The organism is Variovorax atrisoli (assembly GCF_014195185.1).
Lineage (GTDB): Bacteria > Pseudomonadota > Gammaproteobacteria > Burkholderiales > Burkholderiaceae_C > Variovorax > Variovorax atrisoli.
Genome location: NZ_JACIBG010000007.1, coordinates 1 through 17,392 on the forward strand (window position 1 = coordinate 1; position 17,392 = coordinate 17,392).

A 17,392-nucleotide genomic window follows, 5' to 3' on the forward strand; every position below is an offset into this window, starting at 1 on the left:
CGCCAGTTCGGCGTGGCCAGCAGGTCGGTGCCGGCCTGGAAGCCGGTGAGGCGGCCCTTGCTGGATGGCGATACCGTGCCGCCCTGCTGGATGTCGATGTCGGTGGAGAGCACGCGGGCCCAGGCGCGGCGATCGGAGCCGGCAGGGTTGGTCGAGGTGCTCGGGGTGCCCTTCACGTCATCGTCGCCTACGCGCTTGCGCAGGTCGCCGAGCATCGCGAGGTTGCCCTGGCGCAGCTGGCCAGGGAGCGCGGCGTAGAGCGAGGCTTCCGGCCGGTATGTGATCACAGGGGCCGGTGCCGGGATGCCGGGGGTGGCCGGAGTGCCCGGCGCTACCGCATTGGTGCTGGAGCGCAGGTACCAGTTCTCACCCGCGCCGTTGGCATCGGCCGCGTACAGCCGGTACTCGTAGGCGCCGGCATCGACGCGGCCGCCGGCCAGCGAGAAGGCATCCTTCGTCGTCTGCGCCGTGGTGGTGGCGCCGTTGATCGCACTGACGACCTCGATGCCGTTGCCGGTGGTCAGCGCGCCCAGGCCGCCGAGGTTGGTGACCTGCACCGTCGTCCTGCCGCTGGCGGATGCGACGGCGCCGTCGAGCACGAGCCTGTCGCTCGCGCTGCTGCTGTCGCCGAGAGCCGTGCCCAGGCGCAGCGTGCCGCCGTTGCCGACCCAGGGGCCGGTGACGGTCAGCGTGGTGCTGGGCGTAGCGCCGGCGAGGCTCACCGTGCCGCTGTTGTTCACGGATGCCAGGGTCTGGCTGTGGCCCGCGAGGTCGAGCGTCGCGCCGCTGGCGACGACGGTTGCGCTCTTCGAGCTGAAGGTGTTCACGGCACCGGCGCGCAGGGTGCCTTGCGTCACGGAAGTGGTGCCGCCGTAGCTGTTGGCGCCGGAGAGCGTGAGCACACCCGCGCCAGCCTTGACGACGCCGCCTGTGCCGGTGATGGCCCCGGCGTAGGTGCTGTCACCGGCCTGATCGGCGGTGAGGGTCTGGGCGTTCAGCGCCACGGTGCCACCGGTGCCGGAAAGGCTGGACGTGCTGAGGTCCCAGCTGCCCAGGTCCAGCGTGCCGCCATTGACCGTGTAGGCGGTGTTCTGCACGAAGGCACCCGCGCTGCCGGCCAGCAGCCGGCCAGCCTGCACGACGGTACCGCCCGTGTAGGTGTTGGTTCCGGTCAGCGTCGTGGTCCCCGTGCCCAGTTGCCGAACCAAGCCGCCGCCGCTGATGTTGCCGGCGAAGCCGAAGGCATTGGAATGGTTGATGGCCAGCGTGGCGTTGTTGACGACATTGCCTGTGATCGAGCCGGTGGTGCCCCCGTTGCCCAGCTGCAGCGTGCCTGCAGTGATGGTGGTGCCGCCGCTGTAGCTGTTGGCTCCCGTCAGCGCGGTCGTGCCGCTGCCGGTCTGGTTGACGACGACATTTCCGCCGACTGGCACCGCGAACTCGTAGTTGCCCGCGTTGTGATTGAAGTTGATCGTCGATTTGCCGTTGCTGGAGGTGATGTCTTTTGCCGTCACGACCCCGGGCGCGACAGGCGCGCTTCCCACGGGGGAGCCAATGTTCAATGTCGCCACACCCGTCGCCGAATTGGCCAAGGAGAGCGTGTTGGTTCCGCTGGCGCCCGACGTCAGCCTGGCCCCGTCGGCCACCGTGACCGTGGCAGTCCCTGCCCCGCCGAAGCTCAGGTTGTTGTTGACGCTGCCGAAAACGGACCCCGGGCCCGTCACGGTCGCGGTGAACACGTCGCCCGCCCTGAAACCCACCTGGACCGTGTTGGCCCCGACGAAGCCGCCGGCGGAGACCTCCAGCGTGCCGGCATGGTGGTAGTAGCCGCTGGCCCCCGTGAACTGCAGGGCAGAGCCGGTGCCGCTCACCACGACGTCCGTGATGCCTCCGTTCGGCAAGCCGTTGCCGCCACCCAGGTTGGCATTGGTGCCGAGCGTGATCTTTCCGCCGCCCGTCACGTTGATCGCGGTCTGGCCCGTGCCCGTGTTCAGGTTGCCTGCGGACACCTGTGCGCCCATCCCTACATTGATGGTGGCCGAGCCCGCGCCGGTGTTCAGGTTGGCAACGGACAGCGTGGTACCGCTGCCCTGGGCAACCACGGTCCCGGTCGTGTTGGCGGCGGAGCCCACCTGGATGGCGGCGGTGGCTTGATAGGTCGCACCCGTCTGGAGGTCCAGCGTGGCTCCCGCAGCCGATCCGATGGCCGTAATAAACGTGCCGGCATTGACTGTCACTTTCGACGAGACCTGAGGCAGTGACGTCGTGACCGTGATGGCCTTGGAGACGGTGATGGTGGAGCTCAGGTCCGGGCTGGCATTGGCATCGTTGATCGCTGTGATCAGTTCCGCCTCGCTGGCGGCAGTGAAGGTCGCAGCCTGTACGGCTCCACCGGCGGCCAACGCGGCCAGTGCCACGGCCGCACTGGCAGTGGCGGTACGGCGGGCCCCCTGCGCCCTTCCCCCGCCCGTGGCGCGCACGTTCTCAGCCGCTGCCACGCAGGCGCCCAGCGCCGAATTCCACACCGTCCTGTAACACAAATTCATCCGATGATCCTTGTTGTAAAACCAATGACTCCCCAATGAAGAGCGCTTGGCTGCCGCTCATTTCTATTCAAATTCATATTACGTATGAAACAAGATGTATATGGATTGGTACGGCAGTTCCCGAAGTGGGAACGGGTCTTTGGCTTGACGCAAAGACGGACGCAGTTGCTCCTGCAAGCACCCGGGTAGAGGCGCGCTCGAAAAGGCGAAGTCAAGAAAAGAAAAAAGAGGGAAAGGGCCGCAGCCTCGCCGCAGCCCTTGCCGCGCAACATGTGCTCCCGGATCGTGTTGAACGTGCGCCAAACATCCTCATCGTCATCGGCCATGTGCCGGCGCTCCAGCAACTGCGCCGGCTGAACCGGCGGCCCGACCTGAACGGGACAGCGCAGCGACATGGCCCTTGCCTCGCAAGGGGCTCATCCACTGGCACATGTCGTGCTTGACAGTTTTTTCGTCCCTTTCTCCATCCACCCCAACGGAGTTCCATGTGAAGCGTGCTGCCCCTGCCCTGTTGCTGAAACCCCTGGCCGCCTGTGCGGCGCTCGCCACCCTGGTGCTCGCCGCGCCCCAAGCGATGGCGCAGGAGAAGACGCTGCGCATCGCCATGACGGCGGCCGATATTCCGCGCACGCTGGGTCAGCCCGACCAGGGCTTCGAGGGCAACCGCTTCACCGGCATTCCGATCTACGACTCGCTCACGCAGTGGGACCTGTCCAAGGCCGACGCGCCCAGCGTGCTGATTCCCGGGCTCGCCGCCTCGTGGGCGGTCGACGCCAAGGACAAGTCCAAGTGGGTCTTCAAATTGCGCCCCGGCGTGAAGTTCCACGACGGCTCGCCCTTCAACGCCGACGCCGTGGTGTGGAACGTGCAGAAGGTGCTCGACAAGGACGCCGTGCAGTTCGATCCCAGCCAGGTCGGCGTGACGGCCTCGCGCATGCCCACGCTCAAGTCGGCGCGCAAGATCGACGACACGACGGTCGAGCTCACCACCAGCGAGCCCGATGCCTTCCTGCCGATCAACCTCACGAACCTGTTCATGGCCTCGCCCGCGCACTGGCAGAAGAAGTTCGATGCCGCAGCGGGCGCCACGCCCGCCGACAAGGCCAAGGCCGCCTGGACCGCCTTCGCCGCCGACCCGTCGGGCTCGGGCCCGTTCAAGGTCACGCGCTTCGTGGCGCGCGAGCGGCTCGAGCTGGCCGCCAACAAGGGCTACTGGGACGCCAAGCGCGTGCCGAAGATCGACAAGGTCGTGCTGCTGCCGATGCCCGAGGCCAATGCGCGCACCGCCGCGCTGCTGGGCGGCCAGGTCGACTGGATCGAGGCGCCCGCCCCCGACGCGATGGCGCAGATCACGCAGCGCGGCTTCAAGATCTATTCGAACGCCCAGCCTCACGTGTGGCCCTGGCAGCTCTCGTTCGCCGAAGGCTCGCCCTGGCTCGACAAGCGCGTGCGCCAGGCCGCCAACCTGTGCATCGACCGCGCCGGCATGAAGCAGCTGCTGGGCGGCATGATGGCCGAGCCCAAGGGCACCGTGCCGCCGGGCCACCCCTGGTTCGGCAAGCCCACCTTCGACATCCGCTACGACGTGAAGGCCGCACAGGCGCTGATGACGCAGGCCGGCTACTCGGCCGCCAAGCCGATCAAGGTGAAGGTGCAGATCTCGGCGTCGGGCTCGGGGCAGATGCAGCCGCTGCCGATGAACGAGTTCGCGCAGCAGTCGCTCAAGCAGTGCTACTTCGACGTGCAGTTCGACGTGATCGAATGGAACACGCTGTTCACCAACTGGCGCAAGGGCGCCAAGGACCCGTCGGCCAACGGTGCCAACGCGGTCAACATCAGCTTCGCGGCCATGGACCCGTTCTTCGCGATAGTGCGCTTCGTGAGCACCAAGACCGTCCCGCCGGTGTCCAACAACTGGGGCTACTACGGCAACGCCGAGGTCGACAAGCTGGTGGCCGACGCACGCACCAGCTTCGACGACAAGGCGCGCGACGCTGCGCTCGCGAAGCTGCACACCTACATCGTGGACGACGCGCCCTTCGTGTGGATCGCGCACGACGTGGGCCCGCGCGCCATCTCCGCCAAGGTGAAGAACGTGGTGCAGCCCAAGAGCTGGTTCATCGACATCGCGACCATGACGATGGAATGAACAGAGCCCACGCCCAGGCTTGGCTACTTCGTGTGGCCGCCAACCCCCTCGCCGGGGGCAATACCAGCGGTCCGGCGAAGCCGGTTCCGCGGTGTTCGCCGAAAGGGGAACGGCTCACAAGTTGAGCGCCTGTTCCAGCCAGCCATCAGCCAGCCGCCCAACCCATGCTCGCCTACCTCCTGCGCCGCGTGCTCTACGCCGTGCCGATCATGATCGGCGTGGCTCTCGTGTGCTTCCTGCTCGTGCACATCGCGCCCGGCGATCCGCTGGTGTCGATACTGCCGCCTGACGCCTCCGCCGAGCTGCAGGCGCAGCTGCGCGAGCTGTACGGCTTCAACCGTTCGCTGCCCGAGCAGTTTGCGATGTGGCTGTGGCGCGCGCTGCACGGCGACCTGGGCGTGTCGATCGCGAGCAACCGCGCAGTCGCCTCGGAAGTGTTCACCGCAGTGGGCAACACGCTGCGGCTCGCAGTGGTAGCCACCTTCATCGGCTTCGTGCTGGGCAGCCTGTTCGGCTTCGTCGCGGGCTACTTCCGCGGCTCCTGGCCCGACCGGCTGGCCTCGATGTTCTCGGTGCTCGGCGTGAGCGTGCCGCACTACTGGCTGGGCATGGTGATGGTCATCGTGTTCTCGTCGCAGCTCATGTGGCTGCCGGCCACCGGCGCGGGCCCCAGCGGCTCGGACGACTGGGCGTGGGACTGGGCGCACCTGCAGTTCCTGCTGCTGCCCGCGATCACGATGTCGGTGATTCCGATGGGCATCATCGCGCGCACGGTGCGCGCGCTGGTGGCCGAGATCCTGGAGCAGGAGTTCATCGTGGGCCTGCGCGCCAAGGGGCTCACGCACTTCGGCGTGTTTCGCCACATGGTGAAGAACGCGGCGCCCACGGCGCTGGCCGTGATGGGGCTGCAACTGGGCTACCTGCTCGGCGGCTCGATCCTCATCGAGACGGTGTTCTCCTGGCCGGGCACGGGCTTCCTGCTGAACTCGGCCATCTTCCAGCGCGACCTGCCGCTGCTGCAGGGCACGATCCTGGTGCTGGCGCTGTTCTTCGTCGTGCTCAACCTGCTGGTCGACGTGCTGCAGACCTTGCTCGACCCGCGCATCGCCCGGGCCTGAAGTAACGACCATCGAGAACGACCATGTCCTCCGTGCTCGCCCCCTCCTCCGTCGCCGCGGCCGTCGAGCCGCTGCCGGCCCAGCGCTCGCGCGGCTACTGGGCCTCGGTCTGGCTGCGCTTCCGCCGCGACCCCGTGGCCGTCGGCGCGGCCGTGGTCGTGCTGCTGCTGATCGCGCTCGCCATCTTCGGGCCGTGGCTCGCGCCCGCCGATCCCTACCAGTCGTCGATGCTCAAGCGGCTCAAGCCCATCGGCACCGAGGGCCTGCCGCTGGGCAGCGACGAACTGGGCCGCGACATGCTCTCGCGCCTCATCGTGGGCGCGCGGCTGTCGCTCTTCATCGGCATCACGCCGGTGCTGTGCGCCTTCGTGCTGGGCACGGTCATCGGCATCGTCGCGGGCTACGCGGGCGGGCTGACCAACACGCTCATCATGCGCACCATCGACGTGTTCTACGCCTTCCCGTCGGTGCTGCTGGCCATCGCGCTGTCGGGCGCGCTGGGCGCGGGCGTGGTCAATTCGCTGATCTCGCTGACCATCGTCTTCATCCCGCAGATCGCGCGCGTGGCCGAGAGCGTGACCACCCAGGTGCGCAACCGCGACTACGTGGAGGCGGCGCGCGCCTCGGGTGCGGGGCCCTTCACCATCGTGCGCGTGCACGTGCTGGGCAACGTGCTCGGGCCGATCTTCGTGTACGCCACCAGCCTGATCGCGGTGTCGATGATCCTGGCCTCGGGCCTGTCGTTCCTGGGCCTGGGCGTGAAGCCGCCGGAGCCCGAGTGGGGGCTGATGCTCAACACGCTGCGCACCGCGATCTACGTGCAGCCGTGGGTCGCGGCGCTGCCGGGGGTGATGATCTTCGTCACATCGATCTCCTTCAACATCCTGTCCGACGGGCTGCGCACCGCCATGGACAACAAGGGCTGAGGCATGCCAATGGACGCACTGGAGGACATCGGCGGGCCGGCCCAGCCGCTGCTGACGATCACGGGCCTGGTCAAGCATTTCCCGCTGAAGAAAGACCCGCTCGGCCGTGGCGGCGGCGTGGTGCGCGCGGTCGATGGTGTGGACTTCGAGGTGCTCAAGGGCGAGACGCTGGGCGTGGTCGGCGAGTCGGGCTGCGGCAAGTCGACCACAGCGCGCCTGCTGATGCAGCTGATCGAGCCCACGCGCGGCGAAGTGGTGTTCGACGGCCGAGAGGTCGGGGGCCGCGACCTGCCGCTGAAGGAATTCCGCCGCCAGGTGCAGATGGTGTTCCAGGACAGCTATGCCTCGCTGAACCCGCGCCTGACCATCGAGGACTCCATCGCCTTCGGCCCGCAGGTGCACGGCGTGCCGCGCCGCGAATCCGTGGCGCGGGCGCGCGATCTGCTCGGACGCGTGGGCCTGTCGCCCCAGCGCTTTGCCGAACGCTATCCGCACGAGCTCTCGGGTGGCCAGCGGCAGCGCGTGAACATCGCCCGGGCGCTGGCGCTGCAGCCGCGCATGGTGATCCTCGACGAGGCCGTCTCCGCGCTCGACAAGTCGGTGGAGGCGCAGGTCATCAACCTGCTGCTCGACCTGAAGGCCGAGTTCGGCCTGACCTACGTCTTCATCAGCCACGACCTCAACGTGGTGCGCTACGTGAGCGACCGCGTCATGGTGATGTACCTCGGCCAGGTGGCGGAGATCGGCCCGGCCGACGCGCTGTACGACCAGCCCGCGCACCCCTACACGCGGGCGCTGCTGTCATCCATGCCCTCGATGGACCCCGACCACCGCACCGAGGAGGCGGCGCTCGCGGGCGATCCGCCGAACCCGATCAACCCGCCTCCGGGCTGCCGCTTTCATCCGCGCTGCGCGCTGGCCGCGCCGGTGTGCGGCAAGGTGGTGCCCGAGCGCATCGCCACCGGTTCGCAGCATGCGGTGAGCTGCCTGATCCACGAGCCCGGCAGCGGACATCCGATGGCGACCGAGGCGAGGAGGAAAGCTGCATGACGACGCCCATGAACGACGACGAGCCCATGGTCCGTCTGCGCGACCTCAGCGTCACCTTCGGCGGCGGCCGCAAGCCGGTGCATGCCGTCAGCAGCGTGAGCCTCGAGGTGAAGCGCGGCGAGGTCGTCGCGCTGATCGGCGAGTCGGGCTCGGGCAAGAGCGTCACCATGCGCACCCTGCTGCGCCTGCACCCAGAGCGCCGCACCCGCATGGGCGGCACGGTGCAGGTGGCGGGCCGCGACGTGCTCACGATGACGCAGCGCGAGCTGTCCGACTTCCGCGGCAAGGTCGCCTCGATGATCTTCCAGGAGCCGCTGCTGGCGCTCGACCCGGTGTACTCGGTGGGCGCGCAGATCGTCGAATCGATCCGCCGGCATGAGTCCGTCACGCAGGCCGAGGCCCGGCAGCGTGCGCTGGCGCTGTTCGAGCGCGTGCGCATTCCGAGCCCCGAGCGTCGCCTGCAGGCCTATCCGCACGAGATGTCGGGCGGCATGCGACAGCGCGCCATGATCGCGCTCGCGCTCGCATGCAAGCCCCAGTTGCTGCTGGCCGACGAGCCCACCACCGCGCTCGACGCCACGGTGCAGATCCAGATCCTGCTGCTGCTGCGCGAGCTGCAGCGCGACCTGGGGCTCTCGGTGATCTTCGTCACGCACGACATCGGCGCCGCGGTGGAGGTGGCCGACCGCATTGCCGTGATGTATGCGGGGCGAATCGTCGAGGAAGGCTCGGCGCGCGAGCTGATCCGCTCGCCGCGCCATCCGTACACCATCGCGCTGCTCAAGAGCCGCGCGCACGGCGCGCTGGCACGCGGCACGCGGCTCGAGACCATCGGTGGCGCACCGCCCGACCTGTCGGCGCTGCCGCCCGGCTGCGCTTTTGCCGAACGCTGCGCGCTCGCGGGCGATACCTGCCGTGCGGCGCAGCCGCCGGTCGTCGAGCTGGCGCCGGACCACCGCGCGCGCTGCATCCACACCGATGCGGCCGCAGCCATCGCGCCGGTGCTCGTCGTCTGACAACCTCCGAAGATCCGTCGCCCACCGCCATGCCCCTGCACGACCCCGCCCGCGCCTTCGTTCCGTACCCCGACGCGCCGGTGCCGCGCGCCACGACCGGCCCGCTGGCCGACCTGAGCTTCGCAGCGAAGGACCTGTTCGACGTGGCAGGCTACCCCACGGGCGGTGGCAACCCGATCGTGCTGGCGATGTCGGGCATCAAGACGCGCACCGCGCCGACCGTACAGAAGCTGCTCGATGCGGGGGCGCGCTTCGTCGGCAAGACCGTGACCGACGAGCTCGCGTTCTCGATGAACGGCAACAACGCGCACTTCGGCGCGCCCATCAACGGCGCCGCCAGAGACCGCATCACCGGCGGCAGCTCGTCGGGCTCGGCCTCGGCCGTATCGTCGAACCTGTGCGACTTCGCACTGGGCACCGACACCGGCGGCTCGGTACGCGCGCCGGCCAACCACTGCGGCCTGTACGGCCTGCGCCCCACGCATGGCCGCGTGAGCCTCGAAGGCGCGCTCGATCTCGCGCCCAGCTTCGACACCTGCGGCTGGTTCGCGCGCGACATCGGCACCTTTGCGCGCGTGGCCGACGTGCTGCTGGGCTCCGATGCAGCGCCGCTGCCAGAACGCGTGCGGCTGCTGCGGCCCGACGACGTCTGGGCGCAGCCCGCGCCGGCGGCGGTCGATGCGCTGAAGGGTGCGGCCGACCGCGTGCAAGGCGTGCTCGGACCCGCCAAGGGCATCGAGGTAGTGTTGGAGTCCTTCGACGCGATGTACTGGAACTTCCGCTACCTGCAATCGCGCGAGGCCTGGCTCACCGACGGTCCGCTGATCGAACGCTACGCCCCGCCGCTGGGCCCGGGCGTGGCCGAACGCTTCGCCTGGTCGCGGGAGGTGACCGATGCGCAGGTGAACGCGGCGCACGTCTTCCGGACCGCGTTCCGCGCACAACTTGCTTCGCTGCTGGGCAACGACGGCGTGCTGCTGATGCCGACCATGCCTGACATCGCGCCGCTGCGCAGCGACAGCGAGGCGGCGCTGGAGGACTATCGCAACCGCGCGATCCGCATGCTGTGCATCGCGGGGCTGGCGGGTTTTCCGCAGCTGTCGATGCCGCTGGCCTCGCGCGAGGGCGCGCCGCTGGGCATCTCGCTGCTCGGACCGGCGGGGTCGGACCGGTCGCTGGTCGCGCTGGCGCAGCGCATCGCCAGCTGAGGACAGGGACTCAGAGTCGGACGCTTCCCGGCTGTCGAAGACGGCAGACTTCGCAGTCGACAGCGCTTCCCGCGCGCTCGATCACCACGAAGTCGCCCGCGTCCACCGCCATCAGCGCGTGATGCCAGGTACCGGGCGCGAGCACCACGCCCTGGCGCCCGTCGGTGACGAAGGCCGCCAGTTGGTCTGCTGACGTCGGTGCCTCGCCCGCACGGGCGACCACGATCACGAAGCGCCTGTCGCCCAGCGGCACGAAAGTCTGGCTGCCCAGCGTGTGGCGTTCCATCTCCGCCACTTCATGAGGGAAGCGCCGCGCCTTCGCGCGAAACAGCGCCAACATCGGCCGGCCCCCTTCGGCGTCGAGCCGCATGTCGTCGAGCAGGTCGAAGCGCGTCGCATTGCCGCCGTTGATGGGGCGGCCCTTGCCGGCGGGCGCCGCGATCACGGTGCCGTAAGGCGCGAAGGCCTGGGAGGTCAGCGGCTGTGCCGCGAGTGCTGCGGCGGCGTTGAGGGGAGCGTTGATCATCTGGCGATTGGAGCAAGACTCCTGCCAATGCCGCTTGGGGGGATGCGGACGAGAACTTGGACTTCGAGGGGGTAGTTCATGTATTCCTGCGAAGCTCGCATTCGAGCCGTTGAGCTCCGCATCAGGCTGGGGCAGCAGCAAGGCGTACCGTCAGGCAGATGGGTTGCCCGACCAAGAATGCATTGAAAGGATGGCACAAGCAGCACCGAGAAACACGAATGGCCAAGAAGCTACTGCCAGTGAACACGAGCGGGCTCGGTCGAGAAGGCGGTATGACGGGCTACAGTCGGCCAGAACCATACGTACACCCACAGGACCCAGCATGAGCACTGAGCCGCAGACTTGGCCATTCGATAGTCCGCCCAACGTGGCCTGCTTCACGGTCCGGTCCATCGTTGACGGTGTGAAGCCGGTCCTGATGGCATCGCGAGATGCGGACGATGGAGCGTGGCAATTCCTCACCGGCGATGCATTCAACAAGGCAGAAGCGATGCTGGTCTCTTTGAAAAGCATGGTTGCGCGGGACTCGACCCTGCTCCAGCTCGCAGACCTTCAGCCAGGTTGGATGGCTTGGCGGGAGAGGCCTGATGCCCCCTGGAGCCGCCAGGCCGAAGCGCAACAGACGGAGGAGTGAGGCGGCGGGCAGAATGCGGTCAGAACCAGACATTCGATATGACATCTCGTTTTTCAGTCGATTTCAACGAATTGCTTGAGCGCGATCTCATCATGCTGTCGCAGACTGATTTCCGGAAGGACATCAACGGCTCGTCCGTCCTGCTCGTTGAAGGTCTCCCTATTGAGGTTCAAGAAGATAACCTCTATGACGACGGCACGCACGAAGTGCTGTTTGCTCGCGGAGTCGTTGAGGCCAACTCAACGGGCACTTGGTCTCACGTCAAATGGTGCTGCCGATTTGACTCCGAGGGCTTCTACGACATTGCAGGTAGCTCCGTGAACGAAGAAATTTACAACACTGAGCTTTCGCCCGCAGAGGGCGCACGGGTTGCAAAGCTGTCTCAAGCTGAACTTACGCTTATCGATACGGCACTTCTTTCGCAAGTCTCCGACGATTGGAGGAAGGTCGCACGCGTGGTCGGGATGGCGATGCTGTCGACGCGGGACCTCCCAAGCGGGGTTCCCGACGCCTTCTTCGCGAAGCGGGTCAGGCTGCTTGTCGAATCCGGTCAACTTGAATCGCAGGGCGACCTTCGGCGAATGCGATTTAGCGAGATACGGCGAACATCTGCCTGACGGCAGAATGCGGCCATAACCAGAAGTTGAAGGGCGGCCAATAAAACGTGATGAGGTTCTTGTTGCCGTGCTCCAGTCGGCAGACCGCTTCGGAGCGGACAACCCCCAGCAACTCGCTTTTCTCAGGTCGCGGCTGAGCCGGTGTGCACCCGCTGAGGTTTTTGCAGGCCTGTTCGCGGTCTTCGTCGAGGGTGCGCCCAAAGAATTTCGGTCTCAGCGGCAAGAGCTGGCTGGCAGATTGCTCGATACAGCAGAGCCGACCAAGGAATTTGACTTGGTCGAATGCATGCGAGCGTCTCTGCCAAGCTACGACCTCAGCGTCGAGCAACTTCCCCAGTATTTCGCCCGAGTGCTTGGGAAGCAGGCGGCAATCGATGCGCTCGCATCTGTGCAAGCGACTGAAGGCCTGAGTGACGGCGAGATTGCTGCCGCGCGGACCATGCGATGGTGGCTGGGAGACCCGACGGCTGGGGACCAACCGTAGGCCCGCCGTCTTCACCGGTCGCGGCCAAAGTCCGCTTGCATCGCGCCAATTTGAGGGTCAGGTTTGGAGAAATCCGCACAGCCGGTTTGGGCCCGTTCACGATGCTGTCGCGACCGGCTACAGTCGGCCAGAACGGGACATTGAAAGCAAGCCGATGTACAAGCACTAGCCGTCTTTCGTCTGCCGAAGTTTCTCCGGCTTTGGACGCAGCATTCAACCCGAAAGAATTTTGTAGGTGCGATGTGTTCTACGTTGAATCCGATGTGCTCCGACTCCTTCATGAGGTTCCATACTTCCGCTTCATGAAGCCGCAAGCGGCACTTCGATTCTGGACAAGACTGCGAGATGATGGGCGGGAGTTGGCTTCGCTTCTCTGGCAATTTCCGTTGGTAAGGTATGAGCCGCTCGATACGCTATATGCATGCGCAAAGGCGGCCAGCGAACTAGACGAAGAACTTGTTGCCGATCTGTCTACTCATTATTCGTGGCAGGGCGTCGTTGAAGCATCCTTTCTTGCTGCGCTCCGGCCTCACGCCGCCTATGCAAGCCATCTACGACGGGCTCGCGACCGCGTGCCCCACAACGGATGGATCGTCGATTTGGCTCTGAGTGAGGTGCGCGGTTCAGCTTGTGAAGGGCATTTGGAGCATCAGAAAGTCATTCGAGAACTGCGCGAAATCATCGAGAGGATTCCGGAGCAGCCTACTGCCTTGAGACGTGGACCAACGGCAGACGAATTGCTTCAATTGCAAGCTTCCACCATCGCAGTTGCCAATGCCTACAGAGAGGGTGGCGTGGCACAAGCAAAAGCCGTCCTAGATGCGTCGCCTTGGCGCGACTTTCTCTAGACGGCGTGCCACGCGAAATGGCGCACTCTCTCAAGCCAGTCGCCGTGCGGGTCTGTGCGCGACTCCAGGCGGCCAACACCGGCCATTCACGCCCACCTTCCAATCCCCCGGAACGAACTGACCGACGGACATGACACAGCGACACTTCTTCGCGCTTCCCGAGGACCTGCTTCCAGTGTTCGACCTGCTCGAAAGCAGGGCTGCGGTCTCCTACACTCTCGCCGGCATCTTTGACACGCCCGATGTGAGCTCGGTGCTCGCCGGTCGGGCGATCCCTAGTCTGCACCTCCCGGCGGCAAGCTCGTCAATAGATTGCCCAACCTACCTGGTTACGCCAGCCGGTGTGGCGGTTCACGTGCGACCAGTCCCCATTTCGGGCGGTCCAATCCGCTTCGCGATAGACCAACTGCTCAATCCGGCCAGTATCACCTTGAGCCATGGCGGCTTCGATGCGAAGGGGACGCTCATCTCGGGCCGGGTCGCATCCGCATCTGACACACCGCAGGCCAAAAAGCTTCAATCTGCTTGCAGCTATGCGATCGGGAAACTGTTCGAGCGGGTCAATGCGTACTGGGTTGGCCCCAAGGCGATGGAGCACTATCAGAGCGGGGGACGCCTTACGCACAGCGCATCTTCCCCGCCCGAGTACGATTTGGCGCGAGCGCGGGTTCAGCAGTAGCGTCGGCCCGCGGCCAAAACCTGTCATTGACCATCACCCCCTCAACGACGACGATGAGCCGCGTGACCATTTCGATAGCGCCTTGTGACCCATCCGTCTCGCTCGTGGGCGATGTTCGCCGAATTACCAACCTAGGCGTGCTCGAAGTGCGTCAACGTCTGTCGGAAGGCGAGCCGGTGTTCGACCAAGAACTTTTCGGGAACCGAGCCGAAGACGTGTTTGCGAAAGTGCGGGCGCTCCTATCAGCCATCGAGGAGGGCGGGCATCAACCTCTTGTCACCGAGGGTGGCAGGCCCATCACGCCGCAGACCCTGCAGAACATCTTCCATGCGTCCGAGGACGAGGCCCAAGAGCTTCGTCGCCTCGATGACATGGGGCATGCGTAGGCGACAGCAGGATTCGGCCATGAGCGGAAACACTATGAACCTTGACGAATACTTTGCCGAGTTCAAGACGGCTGTTAATGTGGACGCCGGCTCGGGCATTACGGTCCACGTTGCAGCAGAGCTCGCCGCAGGCCACGAGATCGGACTTACCGTCGCGCAGATGCATGCGTTCCTTGCTCGACGTACTCAGATAACGAGCATTGCCGTCGCCCTGAAGGGCCACTTTCTATCTCCAGAGCAGATTGCCAGGATAGATTTGGCACGAGCCGAAGGTGCGGTCGAGCCCAAAGAAGTAATTCTGAGGGCTTTCACGCCGGAGGAGGTACGCCCGGACCTCCTGGCCAAGATCTCCACATAAGACACAAGGTCTGCTTCGGAGAAGAGTGAACTTCGGCTTAGGGCCCGTTGCGCAGGCGACCTGTCCAGCTACATTCGGCCATCATCGGTCGTTCATTCAAGATACTCGAACTGATGCAGTCGATCCGAAAGTACTATCGAACGTACAACGAGAGTCATGAAGGGATTCCTGGACTCTTCTACTGCGAAGTCCATGACGGCATGATCACTCGGATGATTAACAGCTTTGAGCATGAGCTGTGGTGGGCAACCCCTAGCGCTCATAACAACGAGCAGTATGACTTCACGACCCGTCCCGAATTTCCAGAGGCCGATACAGAAAATCTGAAAAGGGATGCGGCCCTCACCGAACTGTCCCTCGCAGAGTTCGAGGAATTATGGCGCCGTGCGACGCGGCAGCCTTAAGGCTCTTTAGAGCCAGCAATCTGCCTCGCACCGCCACTCGATCGACCAGGCGAGAGACCGCTTTGGATTGAATCGAACTTCGGCTTCGGGCGGCGGATTCAACCGGTCGATGCAACACACTAAAAGCTGCGCAGGCAGAAGGAGTGTTGCAGATGAAGTACCGGACACGAACCTACTACACAGACAGCCAGAAGGCATTGATGTGGGAGCGCTGGAAAGCTGGCTGGACTCTTCATCAGATCGCTCATCTGTTTGATCGATCGCACGGGTCCGTACGAGGCATCCTGGCTCAGACGGGCGGGATCCGCCCACCCGAACGACATCGCTCGAGGCTGGCACTGACACTTGCGGAGCGAGAGGAAATCTCTCGCGCCCTGGTGATTGGTCACTCGATCCGTGCGATCGCGACGCGAATCGGACGATCTCCCTCCACGGTCAGTCGCGAGATCGAGCGCAATGGCGGGCGAGTTGGCTACCGGGCGAATCAAGCCGACGGCGCAGCTTGGGATCGGGCACATCGTCCCAAACGCTGCAAACTGGCTGAGAACCGCGCCTTGGCGCGCGTTGTGACCGACAAGCTGCGCCTGCTGTGGTCGCCAGAATAAATCGCTGGGTGGCTCAAGCATACTTATCCGTGCGACGAGACCTTCCACGTGTCACACGAGACCATCTACCGCAGCCTGTTCATCCAGGCGCGCGGCGCCTTGAAGAAGGAGCTGCTGGAGCACCTGAGACGTACTCGCGGCATACGTCGCTCTCGTCACTACACGCAGAAGACGGCGATCCATGGGCAGATCATCGATGCCGTTTCGATCAGCGAGCGCCCCGCCTCTGTCGAGGATCGGGCAGTGCCTGGTCACTGGGAAGGAGACTTGGTCTTCGGCAGCGCCAACAGCCAAATCGCGACGCTGGTTGAGCGCCAAACGCGATACGTGATGTTGGTGAAGCTGGAAGGAAAAGACACGCAGACGGTCGTGAACGCGCTCATCAAGAATGCTCGTAAGCTGCCGCAGGAGCTCTACAAATCACTGACCTGGGACAGAGGTACGGAGATGCACGGGCACAAGCAATTCACGATGGCCACCGACATCCAGGTCTACTTCTGTGACCCACAGAGCCCCTGGCAACGCGGAAGCAACGAGAACACAAATGGGTTGCTCAGGCAGTACATGCCGAAGGGCAGCGATATCTCGGGCTACTCACAGACTCAACTCAACGCGATCGCGCGACAATTGAATCAGAGGCCACGTAAGACGCTTGGCTTCCAGACACCCGCTGAGATGTTCAGCGAATCTGTTGCATCGACCGGTTGAATCCGCCGCCCTAGGCGGAAGTTCAGCTCACATCGAAAGCAGCCCTCCAGCAACTGCTCATCTCGGCATCCGCGGGGGGCATTCTCGACCTGATCAGCCTCAGGAAGAACACGCCTCCCCCGCCGTCATCACTGCTTCTCGATCTGGGCCGATTCGGCGACTTGTCCCCAAAGCCGCGAGTTCTCTCGCAGCAGTTTGGTGAACTCATCGCCGCTCAGAACGTTCGGAACCGAGCCGATGCTCTCGGCGAATTCCTGGACGTCCTTGCTCGCCATTGCCGCCACGATCTCTTTCTGAAGCTTGGCGACGACTGGCGCAGGCGTGCCCTTCGGGGTCCACAGGCCCGTGAAGTTCACGACGCTGTAGCCTTTGAATCCGGCCTCGGCGAAAGTCGGCACGTCGGGCAGTGCATTCAGGCGTTTGGCGCCGCTGATCGCCAGAAGGCGGACCTTGCCTCCTTTGACCTGGCTGATGACACCCGCCGTCGATGCCAACTGGAAGTCGATCTGGTTTCCGAGCAGCGCCATCGTGGCTTCACCGTTACCCTTGAAAGGGACGTGCGTCGCCTCGAAGCCCGCCGCACGCTTCAACGCCTCGGTTCCGAAGTGCGGCATGGTTCCGGAGCCACCCGTGCCGTAGTTCAGTTTGCCGGGGTTGGCCTTCGCATACGCGACGAGGTCTGCCAGCGTCTTGAACTTCGAATCGCTTGCCACGACCACAGCCACCGGGGCGAAGTTGAATGCTGCGATGGGAACCAGGTCGTGGTCATGGTCCCACGGCAGCTTCTTGAATACGTACGGCAGGATGGAATAGGTCAGATCGTTCGCCACCAGGGTGTAGCCATCCGGTGCCGACCGCACGACTTGACCGATGCCGATGGTGCCGGTTCCTCCCGCCTTGTTGTCGATGAAAAAGCTCTGTCCGGTTTGCTCGGTGAGCTTCTGCGCGACGCGGCGTGTGACCTGGTCCACCGCGCCACCGGGAGGATATGGAACGACGACCTTGACCGCCTTGTTCGGATAGGTGTCAGCGGCGTGAGCCGAGACGTTGACGGCCAGGGCGGCAACAAGGGCAAGCCCCAGAATCGGCGCCAGTGAGGGTGCTTTCGACATGTATCTCTCCACTCTGTG

Annotated in this window: 17 protein-coding genes and 1 pseudogene; 15 read left to right on the forward strand and 3 right to left on the reverse strand. The window is 65.0% G+C overall.

Going from position 1 to position 17,392, the window contains the following annotated elements; translation table 11 throughout:
* Positions 1 to 2,546: autotransporter-associated beta strand repeat-containing protein (locus FHY06_RS23030; RefSeq protein WP_184606405.1), on the reverse strand; the 2,546-nt coding region annotated here is incomplete at its 3' end.
* Positions 2,547 to 2,581: 35 nt separating this feature from the next.
* On the opposite strand from FHY06_RS23030, the gene FHY06_RS34745 reads away from it, so the two are divergent.
* The 7 genes from FHY06_RS34745 (at position 2,582) to FHY06_RS23060 (ending at position 10,013) form a co-directional block, all read left to right on the forward strand.
* Positions 2,582 to 2,989: a hypothetical protein gene (locus FHY06_RS34745; protein ID WP_221404392.1), complete on the forward strand. Its 408-nt coding sequence runs from the start codon at positions 2,582 to 2,584 to the stop codon at positions 2,987 to 2,989.
* A gap of 44 nt (positions 2,990 to 3,033) precedes the next feature.
* The gene (locus FHY06_RS23035) at positions 3,034 to 4,695 is read left to right on the forward strand and encodes an ABC transporter substrate-binding protein (RefSeq protein ID WP_184606406.1); all 1,662 of its coding nucleotides are present in this window, start codon (positions 3,034 to 3,036) and stop codon (positions 4,693 to 4,695) included.
* 164 nt (positions 4,696 to 4,859) lie between these two features.
* A complete protein-coding gene (locus FHY06_RS23040; protein WP_019657294.1) occupies positions 4,860 to 5,813 on the forward strand; it encodes an ABC transporter permease in 954 nt (317 codons plus the stop codon).
* Between the two features lie 23 nt (positions 5,814 to 5,836).
* The gene (locus FHY06_RS23045) at positions 5,837 to 6,739 is read left to right on the forward strand and encodes an ABC transporter permease (RefSeq protein WP_145759826.1); all 903 of its coding nucleotides are present in this window, start codon (positions 5,837 to 5,839) and stop codon (positions 6,737 to 6,739) included.
* Positions 6,740 to 6,748: 9 nt separating this feature from the next.
* Entirely contained in the window at positions 6,749 to 7,789 is a 1,041-nt protein-coding gene (locus tag FHY06_RS23050; protein ID WP_184606690.1) for an ABC transporter ATP-binding protein, read from the forward strand.
* Positions 7,786 to 8,805 carry an ABC transporter ATP-binding protein gene (locus FHY06_RS23055; protein WP_260310607.1) on the forward strand — a complete coding sequence of 340 codons (1,020 nt, stop codon included), beginning with the start codon at positions 7,786 to 7,788 and terminating at the stop codon, positions 8,803 to 8,805. The genes FHY06_RS23050 and FHY06_RS23055 overlap by 4 nt, the downstream gene beginning before the upstream one ends.
* A 29-nt stretch (positions 8,806 to 8,834) precedes the next feature.
* A complete protein-coding gene (locus FHY06_RS23060) occupies positions 8,835 to 10,013 on the forward strand; it encodes an amidase (protein WP_184606407.1) in 1,179 nt (392 codons plus the stop codon).
* Between the two features lie 10 nt (positions 10,014 to 10,023).
* Here FHY06_RS23060 and FHY06_RS23065 read toward each other — a convergent pair whose 3' ends face one another.
* Positions 10,024 to 10,539, reverse strand: a complete 516-nt coding sequence (locus FHY06_RS23065; protein WP_184606408.1) for an ureidoglycolate lyase — start codon at positions 10,537 to 10,539, stop codon at positions 10,024 to 10,026.
* A 322-nt stretch (positions 10,540 to 10,861) separates the two neighbouring features.
* Here FHY06_RS23065 and FHY06_RS23070 point away from each other — a divergent pair, with 322 nt between their 5' ends.
* The 8 genes and pseudogenes from FHY06_RS23070 to FHY06_RS23105 all read left to right on the forward strand — a co-directional run bounded on the left by FHY06_RS23070 (position 10,862) and on the right by FHY06_RS23105 (position 16,262).
* Positions 10,862 to 11,173, forward strand: coding sequence for a hypothetical protein (locus tag FHY06_RS23070; RefSeq protein WP_132756436.1), 312 nt, complete (start codon positions 10,862 to 10,864; stop codon positions 11,171 to 11,173).
* Between the two features lie 38 nt (positions 11,174 to 11,211).
* Positions 11,212 to 11,790 carry a DUF3658 domain-containing protein gene (locus FHY06_RS23075; protein ID WP_184606409.1) on the forward strand — a complete coding sequence of 193 codons (579 nt, stop codon included), beginning with the start codon at positions 11,212 to 11,214 and terminating at the stop codon, positions 11,788 to 11,790.
* A gap of 684 nt (positions 11,791 to 12,474) precedes the next feature.
* A complete protein-coding gene (locus FHY06_RS23080) occupies positions 12,475 to 13,122 on the forward strand; it encodes a hypothetical protein (RefSeq protein ID WP_184606410.1) in 648 nt (215 codons plus the stop codon).
* Positions 13,123 to 13,252: 130 nt separating this feature from the next.
* Positions 13,253 to 13,801 (forward strand): hypothetical protein, encoded by a 549-nt coding sequence (locus FHY06_RS23085; RefSeq protein WP_184606411.1) that lies wholly within the window; start codon positions 13,253 to 13,255, stop codon positions 13,799 to 13,801.
* Positions 13,802 to 13,854: 53 nt separating this feature from the next.
* Positions 13,855 to 14,187, forward strand: coding sequence for a hypothetical protein (locus tag FHY06_RS23090; RefSeq protein ID WP_184606412.1), 333 nt, complete (start codon positions 13,855 to 13,857; stop codon positions 14,185 to 14,187).
* A gap of 34 nt (positions 14,188 to 14,221) precedes the next feature.
* The gene (locus FHY06_RS23095; RefSeq protein WP_221404364.1) at positions 14,222 to 14,545 is read left to right on the forward strand and encodes a hypothetical protein; all 324 of its coding nucleotides are present in this window, start codon (positions 14,222 to 14,224) and stop codon (positions 14,543 to 14,545) included.
* A gap of 113 nt (positions 14,546 to 14,658) precedes the next feature.
* Positions 14,659 to 14,949 (forward strand): hypothetical protein, encoded by a 291-nt coding sequence (locus FHY06_RS23100; protein ID WP_126472021.1) that lies wholly within the window; start codon positions 14,659 to 14,661, stop codon positions 14,947 to 14,949.
* Between the two features lie 152 nt (positions 14,950 to 15,101).
* Positions 15,102 to 16,262, forward strand: a pseudogene (locus tag FHY06_RS23105) (IS30 family transposase).
* Positions 16,263 to 16,390: 128 nt separating this feature from the next.
* Here the strand turns inward: FHY06_RS23105 and FHY06_RS23110 are convergent.
* Positions 16,391 to 17,374: a Bug family tripartite tricarboxylate transporter substrate binding protein gene (locus FHY06_RS23110; RefSeq protein WP_184606414.1), complete on the reverse strand. Its 984-nt coding sequence runs from the start codon at positions 17,372 to 17,374 to the stop codon at positions 16,391 to 16,393.
* Positions 17,375 to 17,392 lie beyond the last annotated feature (18 nt).